General features: G+C 38.2%; 15 protein-coding genes. 9 read left to right on the forward strand and 6 right to left on the reverse strand.

Annotated features, from left to right (window positions below; all coding sequences use genetic code 11):
* Positions 1-94 precede the first annotated feature (94 nt).
* The 5 genes from PL11201_RS07230 (at position 95) to PL11201_RS07250 (ending at position 6258) form a co-directional block, all read left to right on the forward strand.
* Positions 95-1507: a glycosyltransferase gene (locus tag PL11201_RS07230; RefSeq protein ID WP_079677894.1), complete on the forward strand. Its 1413-nt coding sequence runs from the start codon at positions 95-97 to the stop codon at positions 1505-1507.
* Positions 1508-1584: 77 nt separating this feature from the next.
* Positions 1585-2379 (forward strand): calcium-binding protein, encoded by a 795-nt coding sequence (locus tag PL11201_RS07235; protein WP_079677895.1) that lies wholly within the window; start codon positions 1585-1587, stop codon positions 2377-2379.
* 20 nt (positions 2380-2399) lie between these two features.
* Complete coding sequence (locus tag PL11201_RS07240; protein WP_079677896.1) at positions 2400-3320, forward strand: HEAT repeat domain-containing protein; 921 nt, start codon at positions 2400-2402, stop codon at positions 3318-3320.
* 83 nt (positions 3321-3403) lie between these two features.
* Positions 3404-5716, forward strand: a complete 2313-nt coding sequence (locus PL11201_RS07245) for a tetratricopeptide repeat protein (RefSeq protein WP_079677989.1) — start codon at positions 3404-3406, stop codon at positions 5714-5716.
* A gap of 68 nt (positions 5717-5784) precedes the next feature.
* On the forward strand, positions 5785-6258 hold the full coding sequence (locus PL11201_RS07250) for a hypothetical protein (protein WP_079677897.1): 474 nt from the start codon (positions 5785-5787) through the stop codon (positions 6256-6258).
* An 18-nt stretch (positions 6259-6276) separates the two neighbouring features.
* On the opposite strand, the gene PL11201_RS07255 is transcribed toward PL11201_RS07250, so the two are convergent.
* The 6 genes from PL11201_RS07255 to PL11201_RS07275 form a co-directional block, all read right to left on the reverse strand.
* Positions 6277-7605, reverse strand: a complete 1329-nt coding sequence (locus PL11201_RS07255) for a hypothetical protein (protein ID WP_079677898.1) — start codon at positions 7603-7605, stop codon at positions 6277-6279.
* A gap of 98 nt (positions 7606-7703) precedes the next feature.
* On the reverse strand, positions 7704-8930 hold the full coding sequence (locus PL11201_RS07260; protein ID WP_079677899.1) for an SGNH/GDSL hydrolase family protein: 1227 nt from the start codon (positions 8928-8930) through the stop codon (positions 7704-7706).
* Positions 8927-10141: an SGNH/GDSL hydrolase family protein gene (locus PL11201_RS07265; RefSeq protein WP_079677900.1), complete on the reverse strand. Its 1215-nt coding sequence runs from the start codon at positions 10139-10141 to the stop codon at positions 8927-8929. Before PL11201_RS07265 ends, PL11201_RS07260 begins: the two co-directional genes overlap by 4 nt.
* Before the next feature lie 3 nt (positions 10142-10144).
* Entirely contained in the window at positions 10145-10309 is a 165-nt protein-coding gene (locus PL11201_RS26755; RefSeq protein WP_087882252.1) for a DUF5989 family protein, read from the reverse strand.
* Positions 10309-10722 carry an SxtJ family membrane protein gene (locus PL11201_RS07270; protein WP_079677901.1) on the reverse strand — a complete coding sequence of 138 codons (414 nt, stop codon included), beginning with the start codon at positions 10720-10722 and terminating at the stop codon, positions 10309-10311. Before PL11201_RS07270 ends, PL11201_RS26755 begins: the two co-directional genes overlap by 1 nt.
* Before the next feature lie 151 nt (positions 10723-10873).
* Positions 10874-12805, reverse strand: a complete 1932-nt coding sequence (locus tag PL11201_RS07275) for a carbamoyltransferase family protein (protein ID WP_079677902.1) — start codon at positions 12803-12805, stop codon at positions 10874-10876.
* Positions 12806-13082: 277 nt separating this feature from the next.
* On the opposite strand from PL11201_RS07275, the gene PL11201_RS07280 reads away from it, so the two are divergent.
* The 4 genes from PL11201_RS07280 (at position 13083) to PL11201_RS07295 (ending at position 15823) form a co-directional block, all read left to right on the forward strand.
* On the forward strand, positions 13083-13346 hold the full coding sequence (locus PL11201_RS07280; RefSeq protein WP_079677903.1) for a FitA-like ribbon-helix-helix domain-containing protein: 264 nt from the start codon (positions 13083-13085) through the stop codon (positions 13344-13346).
* Positions 13333-13755, forward strand: coding sequence for a type II toxin-antitoxin system VapC family toxin (locus PL11201_RS07285; protein ID WP_079677904.1), 423 nt, complete (start codon positions 13333-13335; stop codon positions 13753-13755). Before PL11201_RS07280 ends, PL11201_RS07285 begins: the two co-directional genes overlap by 14 nt.
* A gap of 167 nt (positions 13756-13922) precedes the next feature.
* Complete coding sequence (locus tag PL11201_RS07290) at positions 13923-14108, forward strand: hypothetical protein (protein ID WP_079677905.1); 186 nt, start codon at positions 13923-13925, stop codon at positions 14106-14108.
* Positions 14109-14200: 92 nt separating this feature from the next.
* Entirely contained in the window at positions 14201-15823 is a 1623-nt protein-coding gene (locus PL11201_RS07295) for a glycosyltransferase family 39 protein (protein ID WP_079677906.1), read from the forward strand.
* The last annotated feature ends 235 nt before the right edge of the window (positions 15824-16058 follow it).

Genomic DNA, 16058 nt, shown 5'->3' on the forward strand with positions numbered 1-16058 from the left:
GGGGGAGCAGGGGAGGTGGGTTACTTTTTGCTAGGGGGTACACTGTTTGTTTTGCCTGCTTTGTAGTTGTCAATACTGGACTGGTTTAAGGATTATGCCAAATAGTTTAGAGACAGAAAAGATAAAACTATCTGTGATTATTCCCTTCTGGCAACAGGGGGATTTTTTATTAGATATAATTAGGAGTTTAGAGTATAATTTAGAGATCAGTTATGAATTTATTGTTTTAGTAAATCGAAATTTACTTGATTTTGAGTTAGCTGATATTCTGAATTATTTAAACTTGCAAGAGCATCAGATTTTATATTTTGAACCTGCTTTTAATAGTCAGGATATTTTTAATCAAGCCATTGCCCAAGCCCGGGGTAATTATATTGTTTGGCTACAATATCCGGTGATCTTGTATCCGAAAGGTTTGGCAGAAGCTATTAATATTTTAGATAATAATTTAGAGGTTGATGGAGTTAATCAGATTCAACAATTCATAGATTTTGAAGATGAGCGAGAAGGGGTAAAAATTGGATCTGTTTTTAGAAAGGCAATTTGGGAAACGGAAATTATATTAAAAACTCGGTTTCTTGAAGAAACTGGGTTTTTGGGATTTAGAAATAGTCAAAAAGATTTAATTATTAATCAACTTTCTGAAAAAATATGTGAGGTTAAATTTAATTATAGTTTTAATCCAGAATTACCTTTAGTTAGTGTTTGTATTCCGAGTTATAATGGAGAAAAATTTATTGCTGAAGCGATATCTAGTATTTTATCTCAAACCTATTCAGCAATAGAATTAATTATTTCTGATGATCATTCCTCCGATAATACGATCGCGATCGCCCAATCTTTTAAAAATCAAACTTCTATTCCCATTAATATTTTAACTCATCAGACTTTAGGATTAGCTGAAAATAGCAATTTTTGTATTAATCAATCCCAGGGTAAATATATTAAATTTGTCTATCAAGATGATATTTTAATGCCTAATTGTATTGAAAAAATGGTTGATTTAGCCGAAACTGATCCCGATATTGGATTAGTTTTTTCCCCTAGGGAAATGTTTTTTCTTGAGCAAGAAAATATTAATTTAGAATTAATTGCAGTTTATCAACAATTTGCTAATTTACATCAAAGTTGGTCTAATTTAAAATCAATTCAATGGGGAAAAGAACTTCTAAACGATCCGAATTTATGGCAACATCCGATTAATAAAATTGGAGAACCCAGCACCGTTTTATTAAGAAAATCCTTATTTAAAACCGTCGCAGGTTTTGACCCGCAATTAAATCAATTAGTCGATTTAGATTTATGGTGGAGAATATTGGCACAATTTAAAGTCGGTTTTGTCGAAGAAACTCTATCTTATTTTCGACTCCATACTCAACAAAAAACCTGTCAAAATATGTTTGAAGGACAAGCAAACGATCAAAATTTTTATGATAAAATCTATTCCCATCCCGATTATCAGCTATTTCCTCCCCAATTTCGAGCCTCAAGCGGTATTGATCTATAATTCTATCCCATGGGGTTTGCTAACCTAACCAAAACCCTGTAAGGTTTATTCAGAAATAACTTAGGACTGTTTTAACTATGGCTAATTTTCTCACTCCTAGCACAATTCCTGGTGTATTTGCCCTTTTAGCAAGTCCCCAAGATGATAATGTTCTTCTATTTTCTGGACAGGTTTCCGCCTATCCAGACGGTGTACTATTATTGGCAGGAAATGATAATTTACAGAGTTCTAACATCAGCGATAATTTACTAATTAATGGCAATCAAGGAAATGATACTCTGGTGGCATCCAATGGATTTGATACCCTCTTTGGTGGACAAGATAATGATCGGATTTTTGCAGGTGCTGGTAATGATTTAATCTTCGGAAATTTCGGGGATGATGTCTTAGAAGGTGGGTTTAATGCCGATAGTATTTATGGCGGTCAAGGTAATGATAGTCTTTATGGTGACGAAGATGGAGATATACTATTTGGTGACCTGGGAAATGATATTGTAGATGGGGATGCCGGGGTTGATACATTAATCGGTGGTTTAGGAAATGATACCTTTATTTTTGACCCGGGTGAAGCCAGTGTTCGGGTTCGGAATGTGGATGAAATTCAACAATTTGAACCGGGAACCAGTCCGTTTAATGGAGATAAAATTGCGGTTCCGCTAGGAACTCAAATTGATCCGAATTCCTTATTTAGAGATCGGTTTGATTTGTTACCCCAAGAAAATGATCTCAATGGCGATGGCTTAAATGATATTATCGTGGAATTATTAGACGGACGAATTTTGGGTGTAGTGATTAACGATGGATTTTTACCTGCCCAGTTAACCTTCGATTTGGATTTCGTTTTTAGTAACGGATTTGATTTTAATTTATAAACAAAATTTGGGAACTTTTTATGGAAACCAACACCAAATTTAATGGGTTTTATTCCGCAAAACTAGCATTATTATGTTTATCAATGGTGCTATTGTTTGCAGGGAAAGCTCAAACCCAAGCTATGACCACCACGGCGGTGATTGATCAGTTACAAAAATTAACTGATACTAACCGACACAACCGTTTAGAAGCCATCAAAACCTTAAAAACCTTGGGTTCTCCGGCGATTCCGATTTTAGTCGAAGCCTTGAGCGATGACCACGAAGGCATTCGTCGGGGGGCGGCTTTTGCCTTGGGGGCGATGGCCCAGGATGCGGTGGATGCGGTTCCGGCGTTGCTGGCGACCTTAAAAGATCCGGTATCGGCGGTGCGGATGGATGTTGCTGTTGCCCTGAAACAAATTACCGTAGCCTCCCCAGAGGCTTTACAGCAAGCGGTTCAGGAGTTGACAGCCGGATTAAACCATCCTGAGAGTGCCGTTCGTCAGGGGGCAGCTTTGGGCTTGGGAGTCATCGGTTCCGAGGCCCCAAATACCATCCCTCCGTTAATTCAGGCGTTACAAGATACCGATGAGGAAGTCCGACTGGCCGCCGCAATCGCCCTTAAACGCATGGGTACGGTGGCGGTTCCGGCTTTGAAAGAGGCGTTGAATGACCCGGATGCAGGAGTGCGGGCTCGGGCGGCGTTTGCTTTGGGGAATATTCAGGCGTCGGGGATTACGGGTGTAACCCAAGCCTTACAAAATAGCGATCGCCAAATTCGTCAAACGGTGGCGATGAAGTTGGATCAACTCACCTCCGATCAATTACTGGTTCAACGGCAAAATCAGCCTGGGGTCAGTCCTCAAGGAAATCAACCCGGAAATCGACCCCTGGGAAATCGACCCCTAGGAAATCGCCCTGTGCCTCTGGGGAATCAGCCCCAGCGTATGGGTTCTTAACTTTTTTGGTATAGCAGTTGCCATCAAGATTAGGACAGGGTGCGTGTACTTTTTTGACGTACCCTATGAATGGTTTTCAGAATATGAATGATCCTCGATCTAGTATTATTCAAGGGCTATATGCCTCGGCATTAGCCTTAGAACAGGCGGGATATTTTGAGTCTGCACAGGCGAAATATCAAAGTATTTTAGAGTTGGATAAGGATAATATTCAGGCGTTGCAAGGTTTGGCTAGGGTATATTTTTACTATGAGAAATATGATCAAGTATTGGAAATTTTAGAACGTTGCTTATTGTTAGATGGAACCCAAGGAAGTCAATATTATAGTCTGGGTTGGGTTTGGGAAAAACTGGGGAATATTACCGAAGCAATTTCAGCCTATAAATGGGCGATTGATTTAGACAAGGAAGGGATAGATGGGTGTTTGAAATTGGGTGATTTGTTAGCAGAATTGGGAGAATTTCAAACCGCACAATTCTATTATCAGCAAGGGATAGATCGACAACCCTATACAGCTAGGGGATATTTAAAGTTAGGGAATCTTTTTTTAGGACAAAATCGGGTAGAAGATGCGATCGCTCTTTATGAAACAGCCTTAAATATTCATCCCCATGATTCTGATTTATTATATCAGATGGGATTAGCATTCAGGGTTAATCAAAATTCTGAAAGGGCGGATTTCTATTTGGGATTGGCGGCGGAATTTCAAGATCAGTATGAAACAGCTATTCAATTTTATCATAATATTTTACAGACTCCATTAGCAACAGTTGAAATTTATTTAAGATTGGGAAACTGTTATCAAAATTTAGAGCAATGGTGGGAGGCGGTTGCTATTTATGAACAGGCTTTGCCACGGTTTCCTGATGGGATAGAATTATATTTAGCTTTAATTTCAGCTTGGCAAAATTTGGGAGAAATTCAAACGGCATTGCAAATAGCTGAACAGTCTATTGATAGGTTTCCGAATCATATTTCTGTCAAATTTGCCAAACAATCTTTGTTACCGATTTTATATGATCATTCTCCAGAAATTTTTAAGTATCGACAACATTTTACTGAAGAATTAGTTAAATTAATTGAACAAACAGATTTAGAGGATTCAGAAGTTAAACAACAGGCGTTAACCGCTATTGCTAGGGGAACTCATTTTTATTTACAATATCAGGGATATGATGATTTAGAGCTACAAAAACAATATGGTGGATTTGTCCATCGAATTATGCAAGCAAATTATCCTGAATGGACAAAACCTTTATTATTGCCCCCTTTAACTGCTAGTCAAAAAATCAAAGTTGGTTATATTTCCTCCCATTTAACCTGGCATACGGTCGGGTTAGTATTTTTAGGATGGTTGAGAGATTGCGATCGCACTAAATTTGAAATCCATTGTTATTATACCGGAAAAGAAACCGATGCCATTACTAATTTATTTCAGCTTTATAGTGATCAATTCTATCATAATTATGGCAATTTAGAGCCGATTGTTGAGCAAATTTTAGCGGATCAAGTCCAGATTCTGGTATTTTTAGATATTGGGATGTGCCCTCAACTAACCCAGATAGCCGGGTTACGAGTTGCTCCAATTCAATGTGCGGCTTGGGGACATCCGATTACTACGGGTTTACCGACGATTGACTATTTTATTTCTGCGGAATTATTAGAACCTCCCAGGGCTGAAAACCATTATTCAGAGCGGTTATTTTGTTTGCCGAATTTAGGAATTAATTATGCTCAACCTCCGTTATTAGAACTGCAAAAAACCCGTTTAGATTTTGGATTAAAAGAGGATGCTATTTTATACTTATCCTGTCAATCTTTATTTAAGTATTTGCCAGATTTTGATTTAATATTAGTGGCGATCGCTAAACAGATAAAATCCGCTCAATTTGTATTTATAGCCCATTGGAATGCTGCAATTACCGAAAAGTTTAAACAACGGTTAAACCGCTCTTTTGCCGAACATAACTTAGATATTCAAGAATATTGTGTGATTTTACCCCGTTTAGATAAACTAGATTATTTACAACTTAATAACTTAGCTAATATTGGCTTAGATACTCTGCAATTTACTGGTTTTTTAACCACTTTAGATAGTTTATCCTGTTGTCTTCCCCTAGTTACCTGTGAGGGAGAATGGATGAGAAGTCGTCAGTCTGCGGGCATATTAAACCGATTAGGAATCACAGAAACCATTGCCCAAAATCGAGAAGATTATATTAAAATAGCAATAAAGTTAGGATTAGATTTAGAATGGAGATTAGCAATTAGAGAAAAAATCAAACAAAATCAATGGAAACTCTATGAGGATAAAAGTTGTGTCCCAGCATTAGAAAAATTTTATCAACAAACTATTCACAATTTTAATAATATCCCCCTAAATCCCCCTAATTAAAGGAGACTTTAACAACTAATTCGCCCTATTCCCTGTTCCCTGTTCCCTGTTCCCTGTTCCCTTTTTATATGAGTCAAGCAATTTTAATTAACCTCAAAGAAGCATTTTTTCATGCTCCAGGATTTTGGCAAACTCGGTTTTTAATCAAAACTGGAAATTGGTGTAAATTAGTCGATGGTTTGGATAAAAGTCGCACCGATGGTTATTCTATTTTAGGTAGTTTTGTGAATCAATGTGATCAATTATCCACCCAACAACCCGGATTATATTTATTTTGTGAAAAAAAGAAACAAAAACAGAATGTTACGGAACGATTATATACTTTATTTATCTTAGAACCCGATGGAAGTGTGGAAGTATTAAACGAATTAAAAACCGGGAGTAAAGATTGGGGGGTGCAATTATGGCCTGAAATTGATGCCTATTTTATTAGACAGCAAGACTCTGGAGAAAAAAGACGTCAACAATTAATGCAGGAAATTCAACAACTAGAGTTTGAATTAAAACAACGTCGCGCCGAATTAGCTGCGTTAGATAGGTAAAGGATTAAATTAAACCTATTAGGGACTGGGTTGCTTTTTCAGCGTATTGACAATTGAATCCGCAACAAAATTCGATAAAATATTTTCTCCTATTTTCTGATAATGGCAACAGTTATCAATATAAGCTGGTTCTTTAGTATCATCGAGAATAGATACCCCATCAAAGAAATTAATTTGATTAGCTTTGAGTTCTTTCACCTCTTTTAACAAAAAGGGATATCCTTTTTTGACAGCATCTTGATAGGGACTATCTTGACTAAAGGCAACTTTTTTTTCCGCTTCACTAAACACTCGCTGGGTGGGATAATATTGATTAGGTTGTAAAATATGGAAATAGGGAATATTATTTTCTTTTAAAACTTCATGGATTAAAATAGAACTTTTAGCCCAATGATTAGCAATTTTTGGGAATAGTTTGGCATCGGTTAAAATGGGATATTGCATATAAAAATAAATCACACTCTCCGCCGAACTACCATCCTCCGAGGGTTTCTGGCGATACCGTTCAAATCGTGCCACATCTCGGCGATAGTTGTTAACTAAGTCTTCAACATACAGGGACATGACCGCATTACAAGAAGCCAGGGGACAATCTTTTAAGGTCTCTAAGGCATTTTTGATTTTAGGTTTATTATCTTTAATTCTTAATAGGGTTTTGAGTGCCCGAGTGGATAGACTATTATTAGCTAAACCCGTTAAGGCTTGAACATGGGATGAACTGGGCATGGCAAATTCTAATCCATTTTGATTATTAATATTAGCGAGGGCAACTTCATTAAAGCCATCAATATTAATCACCAGATCAAATTTTTGCCCCAAGGAGAGTAGATAATTTAAAGTAATTAACTGTTGGGGTTGTTTATACCCGCCAATGGCTAAAGAGATAATAATTAATTCTTTGCCTTTAAATTGAGGGAGTTGTTGGAGTTTTTTCTCTAAAATCTTATTTTGAACTTCATAAATTGAGTAATTACCCGCAACGGAGCCACCCAAAACTCCAACAATTACTTGATTTTTATTGGTTTTTATGTAGGGGTAATCGTAGGGAGAAATAAACCCATAGTTATTATACTTAAATCCGGGTCTAAAATCGGGGCCGGGTTTCTGCACATAACCAAAATAAGGATGTAATCTCTCGACTACAGATTCCCCAACTCTCACCCCTTCTAAATTAATCCCTAAGTTCTGTAAATCCTCTGTACGTTCCCGGGTATAGTAGAATTGTTTATGCTTGGAATAATAAAAAATTAATGAGCCAATTTCTAAAAGAACGAATAAAACAACTAAGTTAATTAACCCTATTTTTAGACCTTGTTTAACTTGAGGCAAGAATTTAAAATTTTTCATAGTAATAAGAGAAAATTAAAACCAAAACAATTAAAATTTTTGACGAGGCACAAACACCGTTACATTATTATATAACAATTACGAGAGCAATTTTAATTTTACGGTTGAGACTTTTGGGTTTGACCCATCAGTTGTTGACAAACTTGACTAGCCATTAATTCCCCTGCGACGCGATTTCCTTGAACGTTCCAATGTCCTCCACAGACTTCTGCATTCTCAAATCCATGTAAACAATTTCCGGTTCTTTCTGCTTCTTTTCGTAGGGGTTCTGCTAACTGTAAAACCGGAAATCCCTTTTGTTTTCCTAACGCTTCAATTCGCTTATTCGGGTAGAATAAATCTTGAATTTGATGTTTCTGCATAAATTCTTGACGTTTTTTGGGGTCGGGCAGAACTTGAAAAGAGTCACTTACCATTATTAGCATAAAATCCTTTCCCTGAGCTTTAACTTCATCCTTGAGTAGTGTAATTAACTGTTCTGTAATTTTCCAAGCTTGTTGCCAATTTTGATCGGGGGGTTCCTTATAAAAATTAATCTCCGTTTCCCGATAGTCTTTTTGCAACTGACGACGTTTAGATTCCATTTCCGCTTGTCTCATCACTTGTAATATTCGAGAATTTGTCATTAATGGATAAGGTAATTGATCCATTTTAGAAAATAAATAATAATCTCGTTCAATACTATTAGGGTTTAATTTTCTAAAGGATACATCTTCCACAAGCTGACCATTTGTTTCCACAAAATAGGGACGTAAATGATCATGTTCTAAGGCACGAAAATTATTGGTGATATCATTCCCAGGATAGAAACCCAAAATTACTAAATCGGGAGAAAATTGTTGGGCATGATGTCGCCAAGTCATTAATTCTTGGGCAGTCCCGTAACCCTGAACTCCAAAATTTAAGACTTCAATGTTTTTTCCCTTTAAAATGGGGCAGGTTTTTAATTGAGTCTCCATGATTGATAATGCCGTTTTTTCTAGGGGAACGTGCAATGCTTCCATAAAAGAATCCCCTAGTACAGCAATGCGATAACTATTAGTGGGTTTTTCTAAAGTTCGTTCGCGATCGCGCATTCCAAAACTGTTCATTTTCACTTCTGAAACCTCTCCTTCCCCCGCCCAAACTGTTTTAGCATTCGGTCGAGGTGACCAACCCCGCTCGGGATCATTGACGGTGTAAGCGAGAGATTTTGAGTCCGCCGGAAGGGGCGGTTGATGTTCAATTCCCGCAATTCTTAATCCCACTTCTCCCAAAACAATTGCTAAGACTAAACTCCCAAAAACTAGGCTCGTATTTAAAATTAACGATTTCCAAATCTTCATAATCCAGTTTTATTTTCACACAATTGATTAGCAATTAATTCTGCGGCTAAACGATGTCCCTCTGGATTCCAATGTCCCCCACAAAGCGTACCATTTTTTTCAAACCCATGTAAACAGGTTTGATTTTTGGTGGCATAGGATTGAAAAGCGGGGGCTAAGTCTAAAACAGGGAAATTATGCCGTTTCCCGATATCTTTTAATCGTTGATTGGGATAATATAAATTATCAATTTTATTAGAGACTTGAAAGAATTTTCTTGTGGCTTCATCTTTATAAACTTGCATCGGATCGGCAATAATGACTAATAAAAAATTAGCTTCTTTATTTTTGACTTCTTGCTGCATTGAGGTGAGTAAATCTTCTGTAATTTGCCATGCTTCTTTCCAATTCGCATCTTTAGGTTCTCGAAAGGTGCTAACACTTAATTCGTTAGAGTGTTTAACTAAATTATTTTTGCGATATTCTAATTCGGCTTTTTTTGCCACCTGTAAAATTCGAGAGTTATTGACTAACCAATCGGGAAAATGATCAACGGTTGTAATCAAATAGCGATTACTATACCCCATTGGTAAATTACGGAACGAAAAATCCGGTTCTAATTGACCATTTTTATAGACAAAAAACGGCCGATAATAGTTATTTTCTAATTTTCGGGAATTATCAATCACATCATTGCCAATAAAAAAGGAAACAATTACTAAATCGGGGTGATATTTTCCTACTTTTTCCCGCAAGGTGATTAATTCTTGGGCTGTGCCATAGCCATCGACTCCAAAATTGAGAACTTCAATGTTTTTACCTTGGAATTTGGAGCAGTTACTCAAGGTTTTTTCTAATACCGAAGTATAGTTTTTTTCGGCGGGAACTTGGGATGCCAAGGTAAAAGAATCTCCTAAAATTGCAATTCTAAAGGTGTTTTTAGGTTTAGCGATCGCATATTCCTTATCCCTCAAACCATCACTATTAACTTCAACATAGGATTCACCTTCATACTGCCACAATCCCCTAGCCCCAGGTCGATTCGACCAACCGCGATCAGGATCGGATTGGGTAAAAAAGGAAGGAGAAAAAACTGCATGACCCGGTTCAGGAAGTTTTTTTAATCCCTGAATATTGGCTAACCGTAAACCGATTTCTCCGACCGCAAGACCTAGGACTAAACTACCTAAAGCTAGTCCTAGATTTGATGCCCATGTTTTCCAATGCCCCATCGTTTAGAACAAAGTATAAATAAATGGTGCGATCGCAGAACCATGGCTTAGAACAATCAAAGCCCCTAATAAAACCAGTGTGATAATTAGAGGCAATAACCAATACTTTTTGCGTTCTCTCATGAACGCCCAAATATCCTTCAAAAAATCTAATGTTGCTTCAAACACTAGAACGGTCGCTCCATACTTTCTTTGGGTCTGACTTTACTCGCAACCCGATAGGTTGAGAGGCTGGGATTTAATTCACGCTGCATCGCATCAGAACCGAATAGGCGTTTAATAAATCCCATCGGAGCCATCATAACGTAAAAGACGACACCGAGAATAATCTTGCTGTTAATTGCTCCCATGAATAACCCAAACTTCATCCAGAGGTGATACACGGGATTTAAGGTTTTGGGGGAAATTAAGGCCCAAAGGATCAGGACGGTTCCCAATACCCAAGGCCAAGTGCGGGGGGGCCAATGTCCCAATAATAAGGGGAACAGTAAACCAAATAAGCCAATAATAATGGCTCCGGTGGTTATTCCGAATTCGCGTAATCCTTTGGCGTCAAGTTGAGGAATATCGTGATCAGTCATAATGTTAATTAAATTCAACCGTAGTGAGGCGTTCACGCCTCCTATCTAAAGGGTCGTAGTAAGGCGTTCACGCCTTCTCTATAGAGGGTGGCAGAGCCACCAATAAAGCATTTCTAGGTAGAACCTAGAAACGAGAGGGACGAGGGAAACGCTAATCTAATTCAAATTCTTTTTGCCAAGAATCATCTTTTTGCCAGGGGGTTTGTTCCGTTTTAGCTAATAGGAAATTCTCCAAAACCAGATAATCCATTTCCGTTCGCATAAAACAACGGTAGGCATCTTCGGGACTACCAACAATCGGTTCCCCCCGCACGTTAAAAGAGGTATTCACGATTACAGGACAGCCCGTTTGTTTTTCAAAATGATGGATTAAATCATAATAACGAGGATTGGTTTCTTTGTGAATGGTTTGTACCCGGGCGGAATAATCAACGTGGGTAATAGAGGGAAGTTCTGAACGGGGAACATTAAGTTTTTCAATCCCAAATAGTTGTTCCTGTTCCGGGGTCATGGGAATTCTTAAACGCTCTTGAACCGGAGCCACAATTAACATATAGGGACTGGGGCGATCCAATTCAAAATAATCAGAAACTCGTTCCGCCCTCACCGATGGGGCAAAGGGTCGGAAAGACTCTCTGTATTTGATTTTTAGGTTCATCACCGACTGCATTTTCTGATTGCGCGGATCACCAATAATTGAACGTCCGCCCAAGGCTCTCGGCCCAAATTCCATCCGTCCTTGAAACCATCCCACCACGTTTCCTGCGGCTAAAATTTCTGCTAGACGGGGCATTAATTCGGGATCATCTAAGCGTAAATAGTTCGCCCCAACCTTGTCTAAATACTCCTGAATTTCAGCATCACTAAATTTCGGCCCCAGATAGGAACCTTGCATATAATCCAAGCGTTTTTGATGGGTTTTTAACGCCACAACCGCAGGTTTTGATCCGGCACTGGTTTCTAATTGTTTTTCCGCCGAAACATCGAAGGCTAGATCGGTTTCTACATGGCGCGGTTGCTGATGATATTGATACCAAACCGCTAAGGCTGCCCCTAACGCCCCTCCCGCATCTCCCGCGGCTGGTTGAATCCAAATATCCTTAAAGGGGCCTTCCCGCAAAATCCGGCCGTTAGCCACGCAGTTGAGGGCTACCCCTCCAGCTAAACACAGGTAATCAACGTTTAATTCCTTCTGCACACTGCGGGTTAGACGCAACACCACTTCTTCGGTGACCACTTGAATCGAGGCAGCAATGTCCATTTCCCGTTGGCTAATGGGGGTTTCCGGCTTGCGAGGCGGGCCACCAAACAGTTGATCAAACTTGGTATTGGTCATGGTCAGACCGACGGCATAATTAAAATATTCCAGATTTAATCGGAATGTACCATCGTCTTTTAAATCAATTAAATGGGTGAGGATTTTATCAACATAAATGGGTTCCCCGTAAGGAGCTAATCCCATTAATTTATATTCCCCGGAGTTGACTTTGAACCCGGTATAATAGGTAAAAGCTGAATAAAGTAACCCTAAAGAATGGGGAAAATCGATTTCCCAAACCGGGGTTAAACTATTACCATCCCCTAACCAAACGGAGGTTGTTGCCCATTCTCCCACACCATCTAAACACATCACCGCCGCTTTTTGAAAGGGACTGGGAAAGAAGGCAGAAGCCGCGTGGGATTGATGATGTTCAGTAAATAATAAGGGGGGAAGTTTGGCTTTTTTAGCCCCTGCGATCGCGCATAATTCTTTTTTTAATACGGATTTTAGGTAAAGTTTTTCTTTTAACCAAACGGGCATAGCCTTAATAAAAGAACGAAACCCGCGAGGTGCGTAGCTGAGGTAGGTTTCCAGGAGTCGTTCAAATTTCACCAGGGGTTTATCATAAAAAACCACCTGATCAATTTCAAAAAAGGTGATGTTCGCTTCCTGAAGACAATAGCGGATGGCGTTGGCGGGAAATCCTGGGTCGTGCTTTTTGCGCGTAAACCGTTCTTCCTGGGCCGCGGCCACAATCTTACCATCACAGACGAGCGCCGCGGCGCTGTCATGGTAGTAGGCTGAAATTCCAAGTATGTTCATCGGTGTCTCCTCACTAGGCGCAGTCGAGCCTGTCTGTGATTATAAAGAAAAAAGAAATAATCAAGAGATTATAGCGTTAAGTGGACAATCTGCCGCATATCTTCTGCTGGAATGGGAAATTTTCAACAATAAAAGCTATTTGTTCGGTATAATAAATGTTTAGGCTTAAAAGATTTCACCTACATAGAATCAGGCAAAAATGACATTTACGGAACTAAGATCATGCTAACCTGATATTGATCTTCAAAAAAATCTAGCTTTATAAATTAAATTGACTATGATCAATATCACGATTCAAAACTTTGATGATGACCTGAAAAATCGCCTGCAAAAGCGAGCCGAATCCTATGGGCGTTCTCTCGAAGAAGAAGCCAAAGAAATCCTCCGGGTTGTCTTGACAGAAAATGCTATGGAACCCCTAAATCTTGCCTTAGCTATCGAGCGACGTTTTGCCCATTTTGGTAATTTTGAACTTCCAACTATTCCTAGGGAGCCTTTACGCGAACCCCCTAATTTTGAGGATTTATATGATTGTACTTGATACCAATGTATTGTCTGAACTGATGCACTCAAAAGGTTCGTTAGTGGTTCGTCAATGGGTAGCAGCACAACCGATAATGAATCTTTTTACAACAACTATCACTCAAGCTGAAATTCTCTATGGAATTGCTTTGTTGCCTTCTGGAAAACGCCAAACTGAACTTAGCCAATCTGCTCAATTGATGTTTGCTGAAGATTTTGCCGGGCGGATTTTACCGTTTGATGAAACAGCAGCGAACGCTTTTGCTAGAATTGCCACGGAAAGAAGACAAATGGGTAAACCAATTTCCCAAGCTGATGCTCAAATAGCCAGTATTTGTTACACTCGCCAAGCTACTCTTGCTACTCGGAATGTTTCTGATTTTGAAGGGTGTAGTATTACAATTTTTAATCCTTGGGAACCTGATTAAACTTAGGGAAAACTCCAATTTCTCTGATTAACCCCTCTGTCTCCTATTTAATTCAATTCCGATGATTGTTAATATGTCGAAAGGATAGATATCTGGGGAAATCACGTTACTCGCAAAAGTCCAGGGAATCATACACGAATTCAATGGGATATATAAAATTATAGATTATGGATAGACTTAATTATTGGCAGTTACCAGGTTTAGAAAATATCTATCTTGAAGATAGTTATGTATTGGGTATCAAAACTGATACTTCTATAGAATTCTTTTTAGAAGCTATTTTGACAGAAAATCATTCGCTTTACACTTCTCCTTTAGTTTTGAAAAAATTAAAGACAGTTATCCCACTTTAATTGATGAAAATGTTAAATCTTTATCAATTAATTTTTCCGTGTTAGCAATGCGTTAAATCATTGATCAATAATAATAAAATAGGAGTTTTGTTATGCGTTTTTTCCTCCTGATTGTGCTGATATTGGGCATATTTTTTCGCTTTACTAATCTTGACCAGAAAGTTTACTGGTACGATGAAGCCATAACATCTCTACGAGCTTCTGGTTATACTGAACAAGAAGTTGTTCAGCACTTTTCCCAAAAGTCAGTGGTTAGTGTAACGGAACTCCAGCACTATCAACACCCTGATGGAACAAAAAGCTTAATTGATACAGTCAAAAGTTTAGTTAAGGAAGACCCGCAGCATCCGCCGTTATACTACATTTTGGCAAATATTTGGTTTCATATAATTGGTAGTTCACCAACATTATCGAGGTTGTTACCTGCGTTACTCAGCTTGCTGGCATTTCCCAGTGCTTATTGGCTGTGTCAAGAGATATTTATTGAAACAGGGGTTTTTACTTCCAGGTTGTCTACATATTTAATGATCGGATTAATTGCCGTTTCGCCATTTCACGTCGTTTATGCCCAGGAGTCAAGACAATACAGTCTATGGGTTGTAACAACTTTACTTTCAAACGCAGCTTTACTGCGGGCAATACGACTTAATACGGGGATGAGTTGGGGTATTTATTCCTTTACTGTGGTCATCAATTTTTATACCTTTCTTCTGAGTGTACTAACGATGATTGCTCAGGGTTTATATATTATTCTTGTTTATGGTTTTAGTCATATAAAAATCCTCAGAAACTACATTATATCATTATTGGTAAGTGCTATATTTTTTGTCCCTTATATTTGGATTCTAATTGTTAATCAGTCTCAAGCTGAAAAAGGTCTGGAGTGGTCATTTCTTTATAGCGTTAAACGCTCAGAATTGACGAATATCTGGATTCAGCACCTTGGTCGGATCTTTTTTGATGTCAATCAAGATCCCTGGGATTTTTATATTCATCGAGTGTTGTTAGTCTTGTGCGTATATGCTCTTTATTGCCTTTGTCGTCAAACGCCTATGTCAGTTTGGTTACTGATTGTCCTTCTGACTGCGAGTAGCACATTGCCTTTAATGATTCCCGACTGGATTTTAGGAGGAAGGCGCTCGATAACATTACGATATATGATTCCTGGATTATTGGGAGTTCAACTTGCTATGGCTTACTTACTAGGGAAACATTTAGCGAATCCTTCGTTAAATTTTTGGCATCATAAATTTTGGCAATTACTTTTAGTTATCCTACTTTCTGGAAGTATCTTGTCCTGCGCTGTTAGCTCTCAAGCAACAGTTTGGTATAATAAAAGTCTTGGCATTAATGGAGAAAATATAGCTATTGCTAAAATTGTTAATCAGACGACTCATCCTCTTTTGATTAGCGATGAAAGAGTAGGTCATCTTTTATCTTTAAGCCATTCACTTAAACCCACTGTACAAATTCTCCTTCAACCTTCCTGCGCTACCTGTCCAATTCATTCTTCTAGCATATTTGGATCTCAACTACCAGTAGAAGAATTTAATCGCTTTAGTGATGTTTTTTTATACCGATATCCTCCCAGTAATGAATGGCTTAAGGAATTAGCAAAACAGAAAAATTATAAATTTCAACCTGTTGTATTTGGATTTGTTGAATGGTTAAAAGATAAGCCTGTGCTTTGGAGAGTGCTCCCAATTGGTACTTAGTAGGTGTAGGACTTTTGATTCTAATTTTTCAATAGCTAATAATGACTTTCTGCAAAAAAAGATTGGTTTTGAAAAAATTAAAGACAGTTATCCCACTTTAATTGATGAAAATATTAAATCTTTATCAATTAATTTTTCTGTGTTAGCAATGCGTTAAACCATTCTTGATATAAAATCCAGAAAATATTCCTGATAACCACTATCAATTCGGTTGTTTACGATGAATATTGATCTA

Origin of the sequence: Planktothrix sp. PCC 11201 (assembly GCF_900009135.1) — a bacterium.
Classification (GTDB): domain Bacteria; phylum Cyanobacteriota; class Cyanobacteriia; order Cyanobacteriales; family Microcoleaceae; genus Planktothrix.

What these genes read in the sequence shown, in the direction of transcription:
- PL11201_RS07230 (WP_079677894.1), top strand. Translation starts at nt 95, where the DNA reads ATGCCAAATAGTTTAGAGACAGAAAAGATAAAACTATCTGTGATTATT.
- PL11201_RS07235 (WP_079677895.1), top strand. Translation starts at nt 1,585, where the DNA reads ATGGCTAATTTTCTCACTCCTAGCACAATTCCTGGTGTATTTGCCCTT.
- PL11201_RS07240 (WP_079677896.1), top strand. Translation starts at nt 2,400, where the DNA reads ATGGAAACCAACACCAAATTTAATGGGTTTTATTCCGCAAAACTAGCA.
- PL11201_RS07245 (WP_079677989.1), top strand. Translation starts at nt 3,404, where the DNA reads ATGAATGATCCTCGATCTAGTATTATTCAAGGGCTATATGCCTCGGCA.
- PL11201_RS07250 (WP_079677897.1), top strand. Translation starts at nt 5,785, where the DNA reads ATGAGTCAAGCAATTTTAATTAACCTCAAAGAAGCATTTTTTCATGCT.
- PL11201_RS07255 (WP_079677898.1), bottom strand. Translation starts at nt 7,605, where the DNA reads ATGAAAAATTTTAAATTCTTGCCTCAAGTTAAACAAGGTCTAAAAATA.
- PL11201_RS07260 (WP_079677899.1), bottom strand. Translation starts at nt 8,930, where the DNA reads ATGAAGATTTGGAAATCGTTAATTTTAAATACGAGCCTAGTTTTTGGG.
- PL11201_RS07265 (WP_079677900.1), bottom strand. Translation starts at nt 10,141, where the DNA reads ATGGGGCATTGGAAAACATGGGCATCAAATCTAGGACTAGCTTTAGGT.
- PL11201_RS07270 (WP_079677901.1), bottom strand. Translation starts at nt 10,722, where the DNA reads ATGACTGATCACGATATTCCTCAACTTGACGCCAAAGGATTACGCGAA.
- PL11201_RS07275 (WP_079677902.1), bottom strand. Translation starts at nt 12,805, where the DNA reads ATGAACATACTTGGAATTTCAGCCTACTACCATGACAGCGCCGCGGCG.
- PL11201_RS07280 (WP_079677903.1), top strand. Translation starts at nt 13,083, where the DNA reads ATGATCAATATCACGATTCAAAACTTTGATGATGACCTGAAAAATCGC.
- PL11201_RS07285 (WP_079677904.1), top strand. Translation starts at nt 13,333, where the DNA reads ATGATTGTACTTGATACCAATGTATTGTCTGAACTGATGCACTCAAAA.
- PL11201_RS07290 (WP_079677905.1), top strand. Translation starts at nt 13,923, where the DNA reads ATGGATAGACTTAATTATTGGCAGTTACCAGGTTTAGAAAATATCTAT.
- PL11201_RS07295 (WP_079677906.1), top strand. Translation starts at nt 14,201, where the DNA reads ATGCGTTTTTTCCTCCTGATTGTGCTGATATTGGGCATATTTTTTCGC.